This window comes from Dellaglioa sp. CoH-55-MRSF-9 (genome assembly GCF_056782155.1).
In genome coordinates this window covers 267305-285018 of the sequence record NZ_JBXAYG010000002.1, presented here as the reverse complement: position 1 = coordinate 285018, position 17714 = coordinate 267305, and the positions used below count along the sequence as shown (strand labels likewise).

The 17714-nt window shown below is 33.5% G+C and carries 19 protein-coding genes and 1 other annotated feature; of the genes, 12 read left to right on the top strand and 7 right to left on the bottom strand.

Going from position 1 to position 17714, the window contains the following annotated elements; translation table 11 throughout:
* Positions 1–14: 14 nt before the first annotated feature.
* Together AC1RPV_RS03225 and rpmF are read left to right on the top strand one after the other, a co-directional pair.
* A complete protein-coding gene (locus tag AC1RPV_RS03225; RefSeq protein WP_409022679.1) occupies positions 15–563 on the top strand; it encodes a YceD family protein in 549 nt (182 codons plus the stop codon).
* Positions 564–618: 55 nt separating this feature from the next.
* Complete coding sequence (gene rpmF, locus AC1RPV_RS03220) at positions 619–798, top strand: 50S ribosomal protein L32 (protein ID WP_057973392.1); 180 nt, start codon at positions 619–621, stop codon at positions 796–798.
* Between the two features lie 79 nt (positions 799–877).
* Here the strand turns inward: rpmF and AC1RPV_RS03215 are convergent, their stop codons facing one another.
* Positions 878–1381: a hypothetical protein gene (locus AC1RPV_RS03215; RefSeq protein ID WP_481761209.1), complete on the bottom strand. Its 504-nt coding sequence runs from the start codon at positions 1379–1381 to the stop codon at positions 878–880.
* A 184-nt stretch (positions 1382–1565) separates the two neighbouring features.
* Here AC1RPV_RS03215 and gndA point away from each other — a divergent pair, with 184 nt between their 5' ends.
* A complete protein-coding gene (gene gndA / locus AC1RPV_RS03210; RefSeq protein ID WP_481761210.1) occupies positions 1566–2987 on the top strand; it encodes an NADP-dependent phosphogluconate dehydrogenase in 1422 nt (473 codons plus the stop codon).
* Positions 2988–3245: 258 nt separating this feature from the next.
* On the opposite strand, the gene AC1RPV_RS03205 is transcribed toward gndA, so the two are convergent.
* From AC1RPV_RS03205 to AC1RPV_RS03190, 4 genes are all read right to left on the bottom strand, one after another.
* The gene (locus tag AC1RPV_RS03205) at positions 3246–3812 is read right to left on the bottom strand and encodes a hypothetical protein (RefSeq protein WP_481761211.1); all 567 of its coding nucleotides are present in this window, start codon (positions 3810–3812) and stop codon (positions 3246–3248) included.
* Positions 3813–3903: 91 nt separating this feature from the next.
* Complete coding sequence (locus AC1RPV_RS03200; RefSeq protein WP_481761212.1) at positions 3904–4755, bottom strand: DNA/RNA non-specific endonuclease; 852 nt, start codon at positions 4753–4755, stop codon at positions 3904–3906.
* Positions 4755–5402 carry a sunset domain-containing protein gene (locus tag AC1RPV_RS03195; RefSeq protein ID WP_481761213.1) on the bottom strand — a complete coding sequence of 216 codons (648 nt, stop codon included), beginning with the start codon at positions 5400–5402 and terminating at the stop codon, positions 4755–4757. The genes AC1RPV_RS03200 and AC1RPV_RS03195 overlap by 1 nt, the downstream gene beginning before the upstream one ends.
* 603 nt (positions 5403–6005) lie before the next feature.
* Positions 6006–6536: a GNAT family N-acetyltransferase gene (locus tag AC1RPV_RS03190; protein WP_481761214.1), complete on the bottom strand. Its 531-nt coding sequence runs from the start codon at positions 6534–6536 to the stop codon at positions 6006–6008.
* Between the two features lie 156 nt (positions 6537–6692).
* Between AC1RPV_RS03190 and AC1RPV_RS03185 the strand changes: the two genes are divergently transcribed.
* The 4 genes from AC1RPV_RS03185 (at position 6693) to AC1RPV_RS03170 (ending at position 10488) form a co-directional block, all read left to right on the top strand.
* Positions 6693–7550 (top strand): aldo/keto reductase, encoded by an 858-nt coding sequence (locus tag AC1RPV_RS03185; RefSeq protein WP_481761215.1) that lies wholly within the window; start codon positions 6693–6695, stop codon positions 7548–7550.
* A gap of 313 nt (positions 7551–7863) precedes the next feature.
* Positions 7864–8022 carry a hypothetical protein gene (locus AC1RPV_RS03180; RefSeq protein ID WP_481761216.1) on the top strand — a complete coding sequence of 53 codons (159 nt, stop codon included), beginning with the start codon at positions 7864–7866 and terminating at the stop codon, positions 8020–8022.
* Positions 8023–8293: 271 nt separating this feature from the next.
* Positions 8294–8980 (top strand): response regulator transcription factor, encoded by a 687-nt coding sequence (locus AC1RPV_RS03175; RefSeq protein ID WP_409022671.1) that lies wholly within the window; start codon positions 8294–8296, stop codon positions 8978–8980.
* A 38-nt stretch (positions 8981–9018) separates the two neighbouring features.
* Complete coding sequence (locus tag AC1RPV_RS03170; RefSeq protein ID WP_481761217.1) at positions 9019–10488, top strand: HAMP domain-containing sensor histidine kinase; 1470 nt, start codon at positions 9019–9021, stop codon at positions 10486–10488.
* Between the two features lie 99 nt (positions 10489–10587).
* Here the strand turns inward: AC1RPV_RS03170 and yidC are convergent, their stop codons facing one another.
* Both yidC and AC1RPV_RS03160 read right to left on the bottom strand, forming a co-directional pair.
* A complete protein-coding gene (yidC, locus tag AC1RPV_RS03165) occupies positions 10588–11520 on the bottom strand; it encodes a membrane protein insertase YidC (protein ID WP_409022669.1) in 933 nt (310 codons plus the stop codon).
* Positions 11521–11607: 87 nt separating this feature from the next.
* Positions 11608–11883: an acylphosphatase gene (locus AC1RPV_RS03160; protein WP_481761218.1), complete on the bottom strand. Its 276-nt coding sequence runs from the start codon at positions 11881–11883 to the stop codon at positions 11608–11610.
* Positions 11884–12017: 134 nt separating this feature from the next.
* Between AC1RPV_RS03160 and AC1RPV_RS03155 the strand changes: the two genes are divergently transcribed.
* From AC1RPV_RS03155 to pheT, 5 genes are all read left to right on the top strand, one after another.
* Positions 12018–12782: a TrmH family RNA methyltransferase gene (locus AC1RPV_RS03155; protein WP_481761219.1), complete on the top strand. Its 765-nt coding sequence runs from the start codon at positions 12018–12020 to the stop codon at positions 12780–12782.
* A 116-nt stretch (positions 12783–12898) separates the two neighbouring features.
* Positions 12899–13399: an HD domain-containing protein gene (locus AC1RPV_RS03150; RefSeq protein WP_409022666.1), complete on the top strand. Its 501-nt coding sequence runs from the start codon at positions 12899–12901 to the stop codon at positions 13397–13399.
* Between the two features lie 121 nt (positions 13400–13520).
* Positions 13521–13865 (top strand): winged helix-turn-helix transcriptional regulator, encoded by a 345-nt coding sequence (locus tag AC1RPV_RS03145; RefSeq protein ID WP_481761220.1) that lies wholly within the window; start codon positions 13521–13523, stop codon positions 13863–13865.
* 43 nt (positions 13866–13908) lie between these two features.
* Positions 13909–14137 (top strand) — a binding site (T-box leader).
* 61 nt (positions 14138–14198) lie between these two features.
* Positions 14199–15245, top strand: coding sequence for a phenylalanine--tRNA ligase subunit alpha (gene pheS / locus AC1RPV_RS03140; protein WP_409022664.1), 1047 nt, complete (start codon positions 14199–14201; stop codon positions 15243–15245).
* 5 nt (positions 15246–15250) lie between these two features.
* Positions 15251–17671 (top strand): phenylalanine--tRNA ligase subunit beta, encoded by a 2421-nt coding sequence (pheT, locus tag AC1RPV_RS03135; RefSeq protein ID WP_481761221.1) that lies wholly within the window; start codon positions 15251–15253, stop codon positions 17669–17671.
* Positions 17672–17714 lie beyond the last annotated feature (43 nt).

Here is a 17714-nt window from a genome sequence, read left to right as displayed (position 1 = left end):
GGAGGCATATTTGCATGAAATGGTCCTTAGTTGAGTTAAAAAAACAAAGTGATGAACCACTTCAAGTTGACGAAATGTTAAACCTTTCCGAAGGATTAATGCTGCGCAACAAAACAATTACAGCTGTTTCAGAAGTCCATGTTACGGGCATTCTGTCAGCAGATCATCAAGATGTCATTGGTCATTTTAACGTTAGTTTAACAGTTGAAATGCCATCAACACGATCATTAAAGAGTGTCGATGTCCCATTAAATTTTTCAGTTGATGAATTTTATGTAGGCTATCGCGATAAAGCACTTGAACGGTTTGATAAAAATGATGTTGTAATTATTTTGGAAGAAGATATGCTCAATTTGAATTCTGTGATAGAGGATAATGTGTTATTACAGATTCCGATGCAGATACTGACTGATGATGAGAGAAAAGCAGAAGATTTACCAACCGGAGACGACTGGGAAGTTCTTACTGAAGATAAACTCGTACAGGTTAGAAAAGAAAAAGTTGATCCTCGATTTGCCTCATTACAAAATTTTTTTGATAATGATGGTTCTGAAGAGGAATAAACATAACAATACTTTTATTAAAAGTTTTGGATAATTTTAAAGGAGGTGTTTGATAATGGCAGTACCAGCACGTAAAACATCAAAAACACGTAAGAGAATGCGTCGTACGCATTACAAGTTAACTGTCCCAGGTATGAGCGCTTGCCCTAACTGTGGCGAATTAAGAAAATCACATTATGTATGTCCTAGCTGTGGTTTTTATGACGGAAAAGAAGTCGTAAAAGTAAACAACTAAATCTACATTAAGTAAAAAGCCTTAACAACCATGGTGTTAAGGCTTTTTCTGTACAAAAAAAATAAGATTCAATTGAATCTTATTTTTTTTCACTAATTTTCAAACTTATAATTTTGAAGTCTGTCTCTGGATCAAAAAATTGAAAAGGTAATTTGGCATGGCTTTCAATATAAGTTACATTTTTAGCCGGTGTTTTAACAGCCTTAAAAGTGGGCGATTTGATAGATTTAATTAAATCTATCAAATCTAGAAGTAATAACTCTGGTTTGTTACTAAGATTAGACCAGCCTGAAAATTCGGAACGATAATTTTTAAAGATTGTTTTTCTTATCGGACTGATGAAAGCATTACTACTGTCATTTTCGTAAGGAATTGACTGAGATGCGATAGTGTGCTGACTTGTGGTACTATAAATTTGAATTCGACTATCTTTTAAATCTAAAAAATCGGCCGTTAATAATTTGTCGTTAACTTGGACAACTAAGTCAAAAGTAGGGATATTGTTAGAAAATTCTGCTTTTGCGCGACTGTATAAAAAAGTATCGATGGCATAATATAATTCTTGTACTTCAACTAATTTCATATTTGAAAGACCTCCTGAAATCAGTATAACAAAAAAAGGTAAAATAGATAGGAATTTTTGATGTCTAGTGTATAATTGACGTTGAAAGTTAAATGGGTTTATTGACAAAGTCGGTAGCTGATACTTTCTTAGATTACATGGTTTTTGATTCACAAAAAATTAAAGAAATGTAGGAGGTATTATAATGGATAAAGCACAAATTGGTGTTATTGGAATGGCTGTTATGGGTAAAAATCTCGCATTGAATGCTGAGAGTCGTGGCCGTACGGTAGCTATTTATAATAGAACGGGAGCTAAAACTGAGCAAGTTATGAAAGACCACTCAGAAAAAAAATTAGTACCCAGCTACTCAATTAAGGATTTTGCAGATTCATTAGAAAAACCTAGAAGAATTATTATCATGGTAAAAGCTGGCAAACCAACTGATGCTGTTATTGCAGAACTATTACCATTCTTAGATAAAGGTGATGTTTTAATTGATGGTGGTAATACTTACTTTGAAGATACAGTACGCCGTAATGCAGAATTAGATAATTCTGGAATTAACTTTATTGGAATGGGCGTTTCAGGTGGCGAAATTGGTGCACTTGAAGGACCATCAATGATGCCAGGTGGCCAAAAAGAGGCATATGACCTTGTTGCACCAATTCTTGAGGAAATGTCTGCTAAAGCTAGCGATGGGACACCATGTGTGACTTATATCGGTCCTAACGGTGCTGGTCATTATGTTAAGATGGTTCATAATGGAATTGAATATGGTGATATGGAATTAATTTCTGAATCATATCATTTGTTAAGAGATTTATTAGGCCTCTCAGTTGATGAAATCGCTGATATCTTCTCTGACTGGAACAAAGGTGAATTGGATAGTTACTTGATCGAAATTACTGCTGATATCTTAACACGTAAAGATGATTTAGGCACTGGTAAACCTATTGTTGATGTTATCCTCGATCGTGCTGGAAATAAAGGTACTGGTAAGTGGTCATCACAGAGTGCACTTGAATTAGGTGTTCCTCAGTCAGTTATTTCTGAATCTGTTTATGCACGTTACATTTCAGCAATGAAAGAAGAACGTGTTGAAGCAAGTAAAGTTTTACCTAAACCAGAAGTTAAATTAGGTGAATTAGATAAAAAAGAATTAATTGAAAAAATTCGTGAAGCATTATACTTTAGTAAAATCATGAGTTATGCACAAGGATTTGAACAATTACGTGTTGCCTCAGAACATTATGAATGGGATTTAAACTTTGGTGATATGGCTAAGATTTGGCGTGCTGGATGTATCATTCGTGCCCGTTTCTTACAAAATATTACTGACGCATTTGACGAAAAAGCTGATTTAAATAACATCTTATTAGATGGTTACTTCAAAGATATTGTTAAAAAATATCAAGAATCAGTTCGAGATATCGTTGGTATTGCTGTTAAAGCTGGTATTCCAGTTCCTGGATTCAGTGCAGCAATTACGTATTACGATCAATACCGTTCAGAAGTTTTACCTGCTAATTTAATTCAAGCACAACGTGATTACTTTGGTGCTCATACGTATGAACGTACTGATAAACCAGGTTCATTCCACTATACTTGGTATACTGAACAATAAAAAAAGTTAATAAATATACTAAAAAAGGCTATCTAACAACGATTTAAAAGTTGTTAGATAGGCCTTTTTTTCTTTTGGTTACGCTTTTGGTTACGTTTGAGTTAAGTATCTAAATATTGTAATAGTTTTGAAGTTACTGTTATATAGATTTGGGTAATCCTTACATTGGAATGACCAAGTAGATCTTCAATGCTGTTAAAGGAGGTACCGACTCCATGTAAAATTAACAAACACAAAATTGTTATCACTCTTTAAAAATTAACGTTGATATCCTAAATTTGGAGAAGTGACTTTTCCAGTAGATTTATTGACGTCAAATTCTACCATGTGTGTTTCAGTATCGAAGACGGATACAATATATTTATTACCTTTATCTAAAGTATCGCTTGATTTAACTTTTGGTTCCCAGTCGCTTGTCTCATTATTGAATGATTTAAAATAGCTTAAAGCAAGTGATTCAGCTTTTGATTGCGTCATCTTAGTTGATGTAGATGAACTTGTAGATTTTTCAGTGGTAGTAACGTTATTTTTCTCAGCCTCAATACTAGAAGAGCTTGCGGCAATAGAACTTTCAGCTGCGGTAATTGAAGAACTTGCAGCTGAGATGCTAGATGCTTGAGCAGATGATTCTGATGATGCTTTACTTTCGGAAGTTGCTTTTTTTATGGACTCTTTCTTACTTGATTCCTTTTTAGCTTTTATAATACTAGATGATGCAGCCTCAGAAGATGAAGAATCCTTACTTGTATTCTTGCTATTCCCACATGCAGTTAGTGAAAGTAGTGTGATGGCAGTAATCCCGACTATTGTTATTTTTTTATTCATAACACAAATTCCTCCAAATATTTTTATAGTAAAAAGCGAGCAGTGGGAATTGAACCCACTCGAAGTATCTATACGCCCGTTATCTATTTGTTTAATTTAGTGTACTAGTACCATCCCTATAATTAAGAGTAACACCGGCCTCTACATTAAAAATGTAAGTATTGAATTTAATTGAGGAGCTACCAATAGATTGAGCTTCCATTTGTACGCCACGAGCAAGAAGTTCATCTCCTCTGAATATTGGAGTAACGCGGTATCTAATATAGTTATTAGGATGTTCTTTAAGGTAAGTAGCTATATCCATTTCATGGGCAAGCATTTCAGGTGCATTCAGTTCACGAGTACCCGTAATTAAATTCTTTGGATTATTGTTCTGACCTGATAATTGATAACCAATTAAATGGCTACGATTATATAACCATCCGTTACTAATACGTTTATTTTTCCAGCCAGTAGGGTTCCAAGTTAACCCTTCGCGTTTCGCGGTAGGCATTAAAGATTTACTTAACATTGCATTGGCGGTTCCAGCACGATTCAGAGAATCTAGGTTGCTGTACGCTTCCCAAGTACCTTTACTAGTAGATAGGGTGCTTTCGCTGAAAGTAGGAATATTATTATTAACTTCTATTTCAGATTTATCACTATAGTTTAGAGATGATAAATCAAGTGTCTTAGATTTTTTAGTTGTTTCTTTTTTTGAAGAATCTTTACTATCATATTTAGCTAACTTATTTTTTAATTCTTTGATTTCTTTGTTAAGTTTGTCTAATTTCACTTGTTCTTTATCAACTTTATTATTAATTTCTTCTGCTTGCTTTTTGGCAGTATAGTCGTAAGTAACATGTGAATCAGATTTTGCTAAAACGGTAGTCGTGTTACTGATACCAATAAAAGTGAATGATAAAATTAGAACACGTATTAATAAATGATTAGTTGATTTCATTATTTTTTCGCCTTTCTATATCCAGCATCTTGAGCGGCTTGTTCTGTTTGGAAAGTAATCGCATTTGATTTACTCATTTTATAACCAGTTTGACCGGGAGTATGGTAAATTTTAGAATTAGTATTACCGATGATGGATCCTCCGCCAGTAGTAACAGAATCTGCGTTAGATGAATCCGTAGATGTAGAATTATTTTCTTTTTGAACGCTGTTAAAATGTTCTTGTTCTTTTTTTGCAGCTAGTCTTTGAGAACTTTCAGATTTAGATTTAGCTTTAGATTCACTTTCTTTTTCAGAAGTGGCTTTAGATTCTTTCTCATTTAATTTTTTACTCAATGATTCAGCTTCAGATTCTTTTGAAGAAACTTCTTTTTTTATAGATTCATATTTTGACTCTGCCTTTTTCTTATCGGCAGAGCCAACTTTTGTTACGGTAGTAAGGGGCGATTGTTTTTTAGTTGGTTCGGCCTGACTAGTCATCCCAATGCCTACAAGTGAAATGATCAGTACAGCAGTAGGGTACCAAACCCGTTTCTTGATTTTAGTGTATATATTTGGATTTTTAGTTTTTGTCATAAATCTTTTAACTGTGTAGTAAATAATAAAATATATTGAAATAAAAAAAATAAGTGCAAATAAAACGTTCATAATACGTGTTCCTCCAAAGATTTTTGTAATGTAAAATAAGCAATAAAAATTGTCTCAGTAATAAAAGTTATGTTGGTAATCTTTTTAAGACAGAAAGCTTGATTGGGCGGAACTAGATTCTTTGACACTAGCATTTCTACTTGAAGAAGGTGCAGTGATACCAATTAGAACGAGTAAAATAAATGAGATTAGGAAACTAAATAATATTAATTTTCTTGCATGATTAGTATCCTTTTTGTTAATTTTTGCGATAATAAATTTAATAACATATACCAAAAATGTGATAAAAGTAGTAATAAATAAGAGAGCGAAAAAGATACTCATGTGGAAAATCCTCCAGAAATAATATTTTTAGTGAAATATTGCGTAATTAGATTATGATGGACATACTCTATATCAATACAATTTTACTATTAAACTTTATAATAGTATATGAAAATAATTATTAGATGAACGTTATGAATATGTCACATTGGGATTAACGTTAAGACGTTAGTTTATGGATATGAAAGAAAAATTAGGCTGAAAAAATCTATTGAATCCCGAAAATATAAAGAATTATTTGTATAAAAATAGAGTGGATTTTCCCACTCTATAAAAAGGCTAATTTTTGGAGTCACTACTGTTTAGAACTAAAATAAAATCGGTTTGGATAGCATCGCCTAAAACAAAATCATGTTGGCTATGTTTTGTTAAGCCTTGTTTTTCATAAAAGGAGAGGGCAGGTTTATTATGTTCCCAAACTCCCAACCAAAGTTGATCTTTTTTAAATTCTTTGGCAACCTCTTTAGATTTTTCAAATAGAAGTTGACCTAATCCCATTTTTTTGTGATTTTTGCGAATGTAAATTCGTTGGATTTCTAAGCCGTTCGGAAAGTCATCTTCAGTTTGTGCGTCGTTAATATTTAATTTTAAATATCCAGTTAACTCATCATTAACATGTACGAAGTAAAAGAATGCATTTGGATCATTTAATTCACTCGTTAATTGTGGTAAAGAATAAGCGGTATCCAAAAAATCTTGTAAATCTTTTGGATCGTTATCTGCAGCGAAAGTATCAGTAAAAGTTTCAATGCTAATCTTTTGTAATATTTCTAAGTCATTAATTGTGCAAAGTGTGATAATAGGTGTCATCGCTTTTTCTCCTTATATGTAATCTAAAATACTTATAGTAATAGTAGCCTAAAGCTGAAAAATAAACAAATATTAAAATAATATAGCATAATCCTTGACTCTGAGTGCACTCCAAGTGTTTAACTTAGTATATTAAATAAAAAGGGAGCGATTTAAATGAATACAGTTACATTAAATAATGGAGTGAAAATGCCACAACTAGGTTTTGGCGTGTATCAAATTCCTTTAGAAGAAACTGCAGAGGCAGTTTATCAAGCGATTAAAGTAGGATATCGATTACTAGATACAGCGATTGCCTATGGAAACGAAGTTGAAACTGGGGAAGCTATCCAAAGAGCGATCACTGAAGGATTAGTGACACGAGAAGAGTTGTTTGTCACAACCAAATTATTTATCCAACATGTTGGTGAAGAAAAGGCGATGAAGGCAATTGATGAATCACTAGAAAGAATGCAGTTAGATTATCTAGACTTATTCTTGATTCACCAACCATACGGTGATGTATATGGTGCTTGGCGCGCTTTAGCTACCGCACAATCTGCTGGGAAAATACGTGCTATTGGGGTGTCTAACTTTGATATCGGAAAATTAATAGAATTCTCTCATATGAATGGTGTGGCTAAAGTTCAAGTTAACCAAATAGAAGTGAACCCATGGAATCAACGTTTAACGGATGAAGCCTATCATGAAAAATTAAGCATTCAAATGGAAGCATGGGCACCTTTTGCTGAAGGCCGGTTAGACTTATTTAAAAATGAAACATTGTCAAAAATTGGTAAACAATACGGTAAATCAGTTGGACAAGTTATTCTAAAATGGTTAATGCAACGTGGTATTGTAGCACTTGCTAAATCTGTGAGACCGGAACGAATGGCAGAAAATATCGACATATTTGATTTTGAATTAACAGTGGAAGACATGGCAACTATTACTGCCTTAGACAAACAAGAATCTGCCTTCTTTGATCATAATGATCCAGAAAGAGTTGAACGGTTCATGGAATTATTGTCATAAATTACCTGAAGTAAAGTTATTTTGCCAATGGTAAATAAAATATAAGTATAAGTATATAACGGAAAAGAAGCATTTGGGATAATTTTATCTATTTGAAGTGGAACCCCCTAAGTTGGAGAAAAATCTAACTTAAGGGGTTTTATTGTGTTCTTAGTTGAAATAAAGGAAAAAACTTTAATAGTTAACCAATGAGGTAGTATGGAATAAGATAATCCGTAACTATTTTTTAAGACGCTAAGGTATAATTTCGATATTCTAATATCCTAACTTAACGGCACACTTAGAAAATATAATGTGGTTTGGTGGAATTATTTTGTCAGAGAATAAAACCTTTTCATATAAGGTTTTTGAAGAAGTTATTTTGAGTATGCTGAATGGAGAAATCCGTGTTAACGTTGTAAAAGAAATTGAAATGGCAAAATTTATAATTGAATTATCGGTTTTACTGATTAAAGCTGCTGGTATCGAATAACTAATTCCAATTTTTAGTTTTCATTTTAATAAAGCGTTAATGATATATTTTTTAAAGTTAACGGTTTGTTATATTAATTTTATTACTCTTTTAGTTAATAATATATTAAAAAAACGGTTAAAAAGTGCTTGAATACCTATATGAGTTGAGCAGTGCAAAGTGTATGCAAGAATATCATTTAATGGTAGAATAAGAAAAGTAAGATATCGGTTAAAAATTGTGTGTATATGGATGAGAAAATAAAATAAAACTAACAGGAGATCATGAAAATATGAGTCGTATTCTAATAATTGAAGATGAAAAAAATTTAGCGCGCTTTGTTGAATTAGAATTACAACATGAAGGATTTGAAACTGAGGTTCATTTTGATGGGCGAACGGGTCTAGAAGCTGCTTTAAATGAAGATTGGGATTCAATTCTACTTGATTTAATGTTACCTGAATTAAATGGTCTTGAGGTTTGTCGCCGTGTACGACAAGTTAAAAATACACCAATCATTATGATGACGGCTCGTGATTCAGTTATTGACCGCGTATCTGGCTTAGACCATGGAGCAGATGATTATATTGTTAAACCATTTGCAATCGAAGAATTATTGGCGCGTTTACGTGCATTGTTACGTCGTATTGATATAGAGGGTGAACAAAATGTTGCAAAACAGACAACTGTCACTTACCGTGATTTAACAATTGAAAAAGAAAATCGTGTTGTTCGTCGTGATGAAGAAGTTATTGAGCTAACCAAACGTGAATATGAACTACTTTTAGCTTTAATGGAAAGTGTTAATGTTGTTTTAGCTAGAGATGTTTTATTAGCTAAAGTTTGGGGATATGAATCAGAAGTTGAAACAAACGTTGTGGATGTTTATATTCGTTACTTACGAAATAAAATAGATCGTAGCGGTGAAGAAAGTTATATTCAAACGGTCAGAGGAACAGGGTACGTAATGAGATCATGAGAAAAAAAATAACCCAGCATCCAAAAGAAGTAAGACGTATGTCACTTAAATGGAAATGGGCATTAGGAACGGCAATAGGTGTTTTACTTATATTTGCCGTTTTTTCTGCGCTTATTTTTCAGAGTTTTAGTGGCGTTTTATTAGATAAAGAAAAAAAAGATGTACAAGATACTTTAAGAACGGTGACGCAACAGTTAAGTCGTGAGAATCAAGACTTAACAATTTCAAGTACTGCACAACATTTAAAACCGATAAATGCAGATTCTCGACCAGATAAAGACGAAAATAACTTGTACTCAAATGCAGTAATTGTTAATTTATCAAGAGAAAATATTGCAGTAGGTGTTTATAATTTGAAGCAACAAGAAGTTTTTGCTTCAAGAAATTTAAACGTACCATTTGTTAAAAAAAATAAAATGACGTTTACTAGCCAAACAATTGATGGCGCAAATGGATATGTTGCTAGAAGAGCTATTTATTCATCTAAAACTGGCAAAAAAATCGGGTATGCACAAGTAACTAATGCTTTAGAAAATTACCATAAAATTAGTAATAAATTAATTCTAATTTTTATTGTTTTAATTATTACGGCAACCTTTGGTAGTGCTATATTAGGGTATATCCTGGCATCTTGGTTACTGAGACCGATTGAAGTAGTGAACGAAACTATTGATATTATTAATGAAGGCGAAACACCAATTGGACATGTACGTGTCCCAGATATGCATAGAAATGATGAGTTATCTGATTTGGCGGACTTGTTCAATAGTATGCTAGATAGGATGGAGCGCTACGTTGATCAACAGCAACAATTTGTTGAAGATGTCTCACATGAGTTAAGAACCCCTGTAGCAATAATTCAAGGTCATATGGAATTATTGAACAGGTGGGGTAAAGATGATCCGGCAGTTCTAGCGGAGTCGATTGAAGCATCTTTGCAAGAAATTAATCGTATGAAGAGTTTAGTTCAAGAAATGCTTGATTTATCAAGAGCTGAACAAGTAGAGATGACATTTAAAAATGAGTTAGTTGATGTCCGATTAGTTGTTTTACAAATTTTCAATGATTTTAAAATGATACATCCCGATTTTACGTTTATTTTAGATGAAGATTTTAATGGAGAAAGTTTGGTAAAAATATCGCATAATCACTTAGAACAAGTTTTAATTATTCTAATGGATAATGCCGTTAAATATTCAGAAACAAGAAAAGAAATTCATATTTCAGCATCAAAAGATATGAAAATGGTTCAAATTGCTATTCAAGATTTTGGTGAAGGAATTTCTAAAGATGACTTAAAAAATGTTTTTAATCGCTTCTATCGCGTTGATAAAGCTAGAAGTCGTGATAAAGGCGGTAATGGTCTTGGATTATCAATCGCACAAAAACTCATTATGGGTTATAAAGGAACATTAGTGGTAGAAAGTGTTGAGAAGCGTGGTTCAATATTCAGAATTTCGTTGCCTCTAGCTACTACTAAACCAACCGAAAAGATAAGAAGAGACTAGTGTTGAAATGCAATACAAAAATTTAGACAGTATAATAAAAAAAGCTTACCATTCTTAGAGCAATTCTAAGAATGGTAAGCTTTTTTTAATGGTTAATCTTTATTTGCGGTTTTGTTTACCAGCATTACGATTACGATTATTTTTTGCTACATTTGAAAGATTATCTTCAACATTATCAATTGTTTGTTCCACTGTTTCTTCAACAGCATCAATTGTTGAACGTTCTCTAACAATTGGTGGGTTCTTAGCAAGTTCAGCTTGAATTTCGCGACGAATCTTAGGACGCATTAACATAATTATAAATGTTTGAACACAAGCGAAGAGGCCACCGATGAAGAAGTAGAGACCAATACCTGCTGGCGCACTCATTGTAACAAAGACCATCATAACTGGACTAGCAATTAACATTGTTTGCATTGTTTTCTTTTGTTCTGGCGGAATGCCAATTGTTGAAATGAATCCTTGACCCAAATACACAATGAAACATAGCACAGTAAAGATAATTGATGGTGTACCTAATTTAATGCTAAAGAAGACAGCATCCTTTAATTCTGAAGAATATAAGATTGCAGCGTATAGCGCAGCAAAAATTGGCATTTGAACTAATAATGGTAGGCAGCCAATTCCGCCAGTCATGCTGACGTTGTTATCTTTATAAAGTGCCATCATTTCTTGACTGATAGCTGCTTTTTCTTCTGAACTTTTAGCATTTTTTTGTCGTTCTTGAATGACTTTTAATTGTGGTTGAATCGAACCCATTTTTTCTTGTTGAACGGTCGCTTTTTTCGATTGATTAATCATCATTGGCATAAGTGCCAAGCGAATGACGATTGAGATAACGATAATTGCTAGACCGTAGTTGTTACCTAGATGAGCGGATAACCAGTCAAGCAATCCCTGAGTTGGTTTTGCTAAATAGTCGTAAACCATCCCAAAAGGATTACCATTCTTGTCTCTGCGGACGCATCCCGATAGGAACAGGACAAGCGCCATGAATATTGGGAGCATTGTTAAACGTTTAATCTTTTTCATTAATATATTTTCCCCTCTTAAAGTGACTATATCGATTACTATACTTTAAATATAGGGGGATTTCAATGGGCTATAAATAAATCGTAATTAGTAAATAACGGTAAAGGCAGTCGGCATATAATTAGTTAAGGAGGTTTCTTTATAATCAGTCACCTTACCGGCTGGTGTAGGTGAATTTTTAACTTTTTGAATAAATTTTTCTAATTGGGTATTATCTGAACTACTTGCTTTAATTGTGACGCTGTCATCAAAATTATTTTGTACTGACCCGTAGATGCCTAGATCATCGGCTAATCTCTTCGTCGTATATCTGAAGCCAACACCCTGCACGCGACCAAAAACAGTTATTTGAATAGCACTCATAATGTAATCCCTCCATATTATAAAGTAGATATAGGCATTTATTGCTTTCATTATAACTGGAAAAGATGATAATGACCAACTAATGCTATTTTAAATATGCTATAATTATTTCCAATAGTAAGAGGGGTACATTTATGGAAAAAATTAATTCAACACAGAATGCTAAGATTAAATACTGGAAAAAATTACAAACTAAAAAAGGTCGTAAAAAGGAAAATAAATACCTTTTAGAAGGCTGGCATTTAGTTAAAGAAGCACTCATGGCAAACACAAAAATTGAATATTTGCTTGTTACTAATGATTTTAGATATTTTGATGAAATAGCCGATACGACAATTGAGCAAGTAGAAATCTCATCTGAAGTTAGTTTATATCTTGCTGACACGAGTACGCCACAAGGTATTTACGCGGTAACTGAGATGGAAGAAAATCAACAATTATCAGTTGACCATTTAACTGGTGGCTGGTTAATGCTAGATGGTGTTCAAGATCCAGGAAATATTGGAACAATGGTTAGAACTGCCGATGCTGCCGGTTTAACAGGTGTCATTTTTGGTGAGGGTAGTGCAGATAGTCATCATCCTAAAGTTTTACGTTCGATGCAGGGAAGCCAATTTCATGTTCAATTAGTGGATGCCGATTTAATGGAAGTTACTACCTTATTCAAAGAAAATAATATTGCTATTTATGGTTCTGAATTAAATGAAGATGCACTTAGTTATCGTGAGATTTCTGCTACAGATAATTTTGGTTTAATTATGGGAAATGAAGGTAACGGGATGCGTAATGACCTGTTAAATGAAACGGATGCTAATTTATATATTCCAATTAAAGGTCGTGCTGAATCGTTAAATGTCGCTATTGCTGCAGGTGTACTAATGTTTCATCTTAAAGCTTAATTATGATATTTGGTGAAATTATTACGATTTACTAAAGATAACTGATTGCGCTTGCAATAGGTGCTCAATCAGTTATGATGGAGATAGGAAAAAATATTTTGGGGGCGTACTAGTATATGAAAAAAGATTCGTATCTTGATGATGAATTATATATGAGTTATGTTGGAGACCTTTTGGCAAAACCAGAAGTTCAAAGATTAAGTGAATATACACAACATCATTTTTCTACTCGATTAGAACATTCAATCTCAGTTTCCTATGACAGTTATCGTATCGCTAAAAGATTACATTTAAATGCAAAAGCAACGGCAAGGGCCGGATTATTACATGATTTATTTTACTACGATTGGCGTACAACTAAATTCGATCGCGGTACACATGCTTGGATTCATCCGCGTATCGCTATTAGAAATGCAGAGAAGTTAACGACATTATCTGATTTAGAAAAAGATATCATCATGAAACATATGTGGGGTGCTACTGTTGCACCACCTAAATATCCAGAGGGATATATTGTAACCATGGTTGATAAATATGAAGCAACAAGTGAAGTTTCATCACCGTTAAAAAATAAATCAAAACATAGCTTTCAGCAATTAATTGCAATTTTAAAATAGTTTTAAAAAGGATAGGCCTACAGGCTTATCCTTTTTGTTTTTTCGAAAACGAACCAATTTGTTTACTTTTTGTTAGTTAATGATAAAATATAGTAATAAAGTAACTGAGGAGGGGTTAATTATGCAAGTTGTTCAAGAAAAAACAAATTATGAAATGTGTCCTAAATTTGAAAAAACTTTTTCAATATTAGGTAAAAAATGGAACGGTTTAATTATTAACGTTTTATTGGATGAAGGACCTCAACGATTTAAAGAATTAGCTCAAAAGGTTGATAAATGCAGTGACCGTGTATTAGTTGAACGTTTAAAAGAACTTGAAGATACTAATATTATCTCAAGAGTCGCCATCGGTGAAACTAGTCGTAGTTTTTATGAGCTTACTGAACAAGGAAAAGACATGAAAAATATGATGGATAGCGTCCATACATGGTCAGAAAAGTGGTATACACTTAAAGATTGCGAGTAAGACTTGACGATAGGCTTTGATACCTTTAAACTATGAATATAGAATAAAGGCTTAGACAGAAAATAGTAGATATTTTTCTTGGATTTAAAGGGATGGTTAGCTAGACTGAAACTAACCAATAAATAAAATATTGAATTCACTTCTAGAGCTGTTAATTAATGTAGGCTAACTTAAATCATGCAATTAACCGGTTAATGGCCGTTATCATTTTGAGTGTTTGGGAATTTGTATTCTCAAAAACAAGGGTGGTACCGCGAGACCTCGTCCCTTTTTAGGACGGGGTCTTTTTGTGTCTAAAATCTATCAAAACAACTAATAAAGGAGTCGATATTAATGGATTTAAAAGAGAAATTACTTGAGTTACAAGAAAAAGGCTTGAAACAAATTCGTGAATCAGAGGATCTAAAACAAATTAATGCTATTCGTGTTAATTTACTTGGAAAAAAAGGACCAATCACAGAAGTTTTAAGAGGTATGAAGGAATTATCAGCCGAAGAACGACCTAAAATTGGTAGCTTTTCTAATACCATTAAAAATGAGTTAGCTGAAGCTATTCGTGTGAAAAATGAAGAACTTGAAATTAAAATGACTGCTAAAAAGTTGGAAAAAGAAAAAATCGATGTAACGCTACCAGGTGCCCAAATTCAATTAGGGCAGCCACATGTTATTATGCAAGTGATTGAAGAATTGGAAGAGCTCTTTTTGGGTATGGGGTATCAAGTTGTTTCAGGTCCAGAAATAGAAGAAGACCATTACAATTTTGAAATGTTGAACTTACCTGCGGATCATCCCGCTCGTGATATGCAAGATACATTTTATATTACAAAAGAATTATTAATGAGAACACAAACATCACCCGTTCAAGCAAGGACAATGGAAACACATGATTTTTCAAAAGGACCATTAAAAATGGTTTCACCTGGTAAAGTTTATCGACGTGATACAGATGATGCAACGCATTCACATCAATTTCACCAGTTCGAAGGGTTAGTAATCGACAAACATATTACGATGGCAGACTTAAAGGGAACGATTGAACTGATTGCTAAAACAATTTTTGGAGAAGAACAAGAAATTCGGTTACGACCAAGTTACTTCCCATTTACGGAACCGTCAGTTGAAGTCGATGTGACCTGTTTTAAATGTGCGGGTAAAGGGTGCTCAATCTGTAAATACACAGGCTGGTTAGAAGTTTTAGGCGCTGGAATGGTACATCCTAATGTATTAAGAATGGCCGGTGTCGACCCTGAAGTATACGGTGGTTTTGCCTTTGGTTTAGGACCAGATCGTTTTGCGATGCTTAAATATAGTATCGACGATATTCGTCATTTTTATTTAAACGATAATCGATTCCTGTCACAATTTACGAAAAGAGGTTAGAGATAATGAAAGTATCTAAAAATTGGTTGAATGAATATTTAACATTAGAAATTGAACCTGAAATTATTGCTGAAAAAATAGCTCGTACAGCCGTTGAAATTGATAGCGTTGAACGTCCTTCTGAAGGACTTAAAAAAATTGTTGTTGGATATGTTGATAGTTTGGTACCACATCCAGACTCTGATCATTTAAATATCTGCCAAGTTGATGTTGGTGAAGGATCTCTTAGTCAAATCGTTTGTGGCGCACCTAATATTGCCGCAGGGCAAAAAGTTATTGTTGCATTACCCAATTCTAGAATTGCTGATAATGTTAAAATCAAACGTGGTAAAATGCGCGGACAAGCTTCTGAAGGTATGATTTGTGCATTACAAGAAATTGGATTTTCAGATAGTGTCGTGCCTAAAGAATTTGTAGAAGGTATCTACGTAATGCCAGAAAATGCAATTCCTGGTGAATCAGTCTTTGATTACTTAGGTATGAATGATGACATTATTGATATTGATGTGACACCAAATCGTGCTGATATGTTAAGTATGCGTGGGGTAGCACATGAACTATCTGCTGACTATGATGTTCCGGCAACATTTAAGCATCCAGAATTGAAAGAAACATCTACTGAAAAAATTGAAGATTACATTTCTTTATCGTTGCCTGATAAAACGTTAGCACCCACATATTCGATGCGCGTGATTAAAGATTTAACAATTAAAGCAAGTCCAATGTGGTTACAAATTCGTCTTTGGAACGCAGGCGTTAGACCTATTAATAATGTCGTTGATGTGACCAATTATATATTGATGGATTATGGTCAACCATTACATGCCTTTGATTATAATAAATTGGGAAGTAAAGATATTTTAGTAAGAACAGCTATTGCTGGCGAAAAGATTACAACACTAGATAGCGAAGAACGTGAATTAAAAGAAAAAGATATTGTGATTACAAATGGTAAAACACCGATTGCTATTGCTGGGACAATGGGTGGCGAATCAACACAAATAACCGACGAAACTGTGACAGTTGCGATTGAATCTGCAGTATTTAACAATTCAATGGTTAGAAAAACAGCACGCACACATGGTATTCATAGTGAAGCCTCAATGCGATTTGAACGTGGTATTAACGTTGAAACAGTACAAGAAGCACTTGATGCAGCAGCAGAGTTAATCGCTAATTTAGGTGATGGAACAGTTGTGTCGGGTACGGCAAGTGCAAGTAAGCTAGAAGCAGAGTCAACTTTTGTTGATACAACGGTGGCACATATTAATGGTGTACTTGGGACTGAATTATCAGAATCTGAAATCACTAAATTATTTAAACAATTAGGATTTACGGTTGTAAATCGCGATGGTACTTTAAATGTTGAAGTTCCTGCAAGACGTTGGGATATTAGTATTGAAGCAGATTTAGTAGAAGAAATCGCGCGTATTTATGGATACGATAATATTCCTTCTACACTACCAACTGGCAAAATGACTCCTGGTAAATATACTTATAAACAAAAAATGATTAAACAGGCGCGTCATATTTTGGAATCAGCTGGGTTATCTGAAGTTATTAGTTATGGATTAACAACGGAAGAAAAAGCTGGTAAATTTATTTTTGAAGAAAAAGATGTTTTTACGACAAATTTAATGTTCCCAATGAGCTCAGAACGAACAACAACAAGAATGAACTTAATCAGCGGGTTATTAGATGATTTAGCGTACAATGAAGCACGAAAATCTGACAATCTTGCTTTCTATGAACAAGGAAGAGTCTTTTTCCGCAGTGAGGGCGAAGAGCGACCTACTGAAATTGAACATATTGCAGGTGCAATGACAGGATTATTTAAACTTGCAAATTGGCAAAATGAAAAACAACCTGTTGATTTCTTCATGATTAAAGGTGTTGTTGAACAATTATTAACACAATTAGAATTAGTTGATGATGTTACTTATGTATCTTCTGAAAGTCATGAAGATATGCATCCAGGACGAACAGCTGATATCTATTTAAAAGATGAATTAATTGGTTTTGTCGGCCAAGTACATCCTAATTCAGCTAAAGAATTTAATTTAAAGGAAACATACGTTTTCGAATTAGATCTTCAAAAATTAGTTGATGCGAAAAAAGCAGACCGATTATTTGCGCCTATTTCTAAATTCCCATCAGTTACTCGTGATGTGGCCCTCCTAGTTGCTAATGATATAGCTAACAGTGAGATTGAAGCGTTAATTAAAAAACAAGGTGGAAAGTCTTTAATTGATGTTCATTTATTTGATCTTTATCAAGGATCTCATATTGAAAATGGCATGAAATCCCTTGCTTATACGTTAACTTATCAAGATATTACAAAAACTTTGGTTGAAGAAGATGTCACAAATGATTTTAACCGTGTTATCGAAGCTTTAAAAGAGACGCTTAGGGCTGATATTCGATAATTTAGGACGCAGCTTAATAATACTTATTATTAAGCGTGAGGAG

Bases quoted from the DNA above. Each gene is read 5' to 3' on its own strand.
- AC1RPV_RS03145 (WP_481761220.1), top strand. From the start codon at position 13,521: ATGCAAGTTGTTCAAGAAAAAACAAATTATGAAATGTGTCCTAAATTT.
- gndA (WP_481761210.1), top strand. From the start codon at position 1,566: ATGGATAAAGCACAAATTGGTGTTATTGGAATGGCTGTTATGGGTAAA.
- AC1RPV_RS03190 (WP_481761214.1), bottom strand. From the start codon at position 6,536: ATGACACCTATTATCACACTTTGCACAATTAATGACTTAGAAATATTA.
- AC1RPV_RS03150 (WP_409022666.1), top strand. From the start codon at position 12,899: ATGAAAAAAGATTCGTATCTTGATGATGAATTATATATGAGTTATGTT.
- AC1RPV_RS03160 (WP_481761218.1), bottom strand. From the start codon at position 11,883: ATGAGTGCTATTCAAATAACTGTTTTTGGTCGCGTGCAGGGTGTTGGC.
- rpmF (WP_057973392.1), top strand. From the start codon at position 619: ATGGCAGTACCAGCACGTAAAACATCAAAAACACGTAAGAGAATGCGT.
- AC1RPV_RS03205 (WP_481761211.1), bottom strand. From the start codon at position 3,812: ATGAATAAAAAAATAACAATAGTCGGGATTACTGCCATCACACTACTT.
- pheT (WP_481761221.1), top strand. From the start codon at position 15,251: ATGAAAGTATCTAAAAATTGGTTGAATGAATATTTAACATTAGAAATT.
- AC1RPV_RS03195 (WP_481761213.1), bottom strand. From the start codon at position 5,402: ATGAACGTTTTATTTGCACTTATTTTTTTTATTTCAATATATTTTATT.
- yidC (WP_409022669.1), bottom strand. From the start codon at position 11,520: ATGAAAAAGATTAAACGTTTAACAATGCTCCCAATATTCATGGCGCTT.
- AC1RPV_RS03185 (WP_481761215.1), top strand. From the start codon at position 6,693: ATGAATACAGTTACATTAAATAATGGAGTGAAAATGCCACAACTAGGT.
- AC1RPV_RS03175 (WP_409022671.1), top strand. From the start codon at position 8,294: ATGAGTCGTATTCTAATAATTGAAGATGAAAAAAATTTAGCGCGCTTT.
- AC1RPV_RS03155 (WP_481761219.1), top strand. From the start codon at position 12,018: ATGGAAAAAATTAATTCAACACAGAATGCTAAGATTAAATACTGGAAA.
- AC1RPV_RS03170 (WP_481761217.1), top strand. From the start codon at position 9,019: ATGTCACTTAAATGGAAATGGGCATTAGGAACGGCAATAGGTGTTTTA.
- AC1RPV_RS03200 (WP_481761212.1), bottom strand. From the start codon at position 4,755: ATGAAATCAACTAATCATTTATTAATACGTGTTCTAATTTTATCATTC.
- AC1RPV_RS03215 (WP_481761209.1), bottom strand. From the start codon at position 1,381: ATGAAATTAGTTGAAGTACAAGAATTATATTATGCCATCGATACTTTT.
- pheS (WP_409022664.1), top strand. From the start codon at position 14,199: ATGGATTTAAAAGAGAAATTACTTGAGTTACAAGAAAAAGGCTTGAAA.
- AC1RPV_RS03225 (WP_409022679.1), top strand. From the start codon at position 15: ATGAAATGGTCCTTAGTTGAGTTAAAAAAACAAAGTGATGAACCACTT.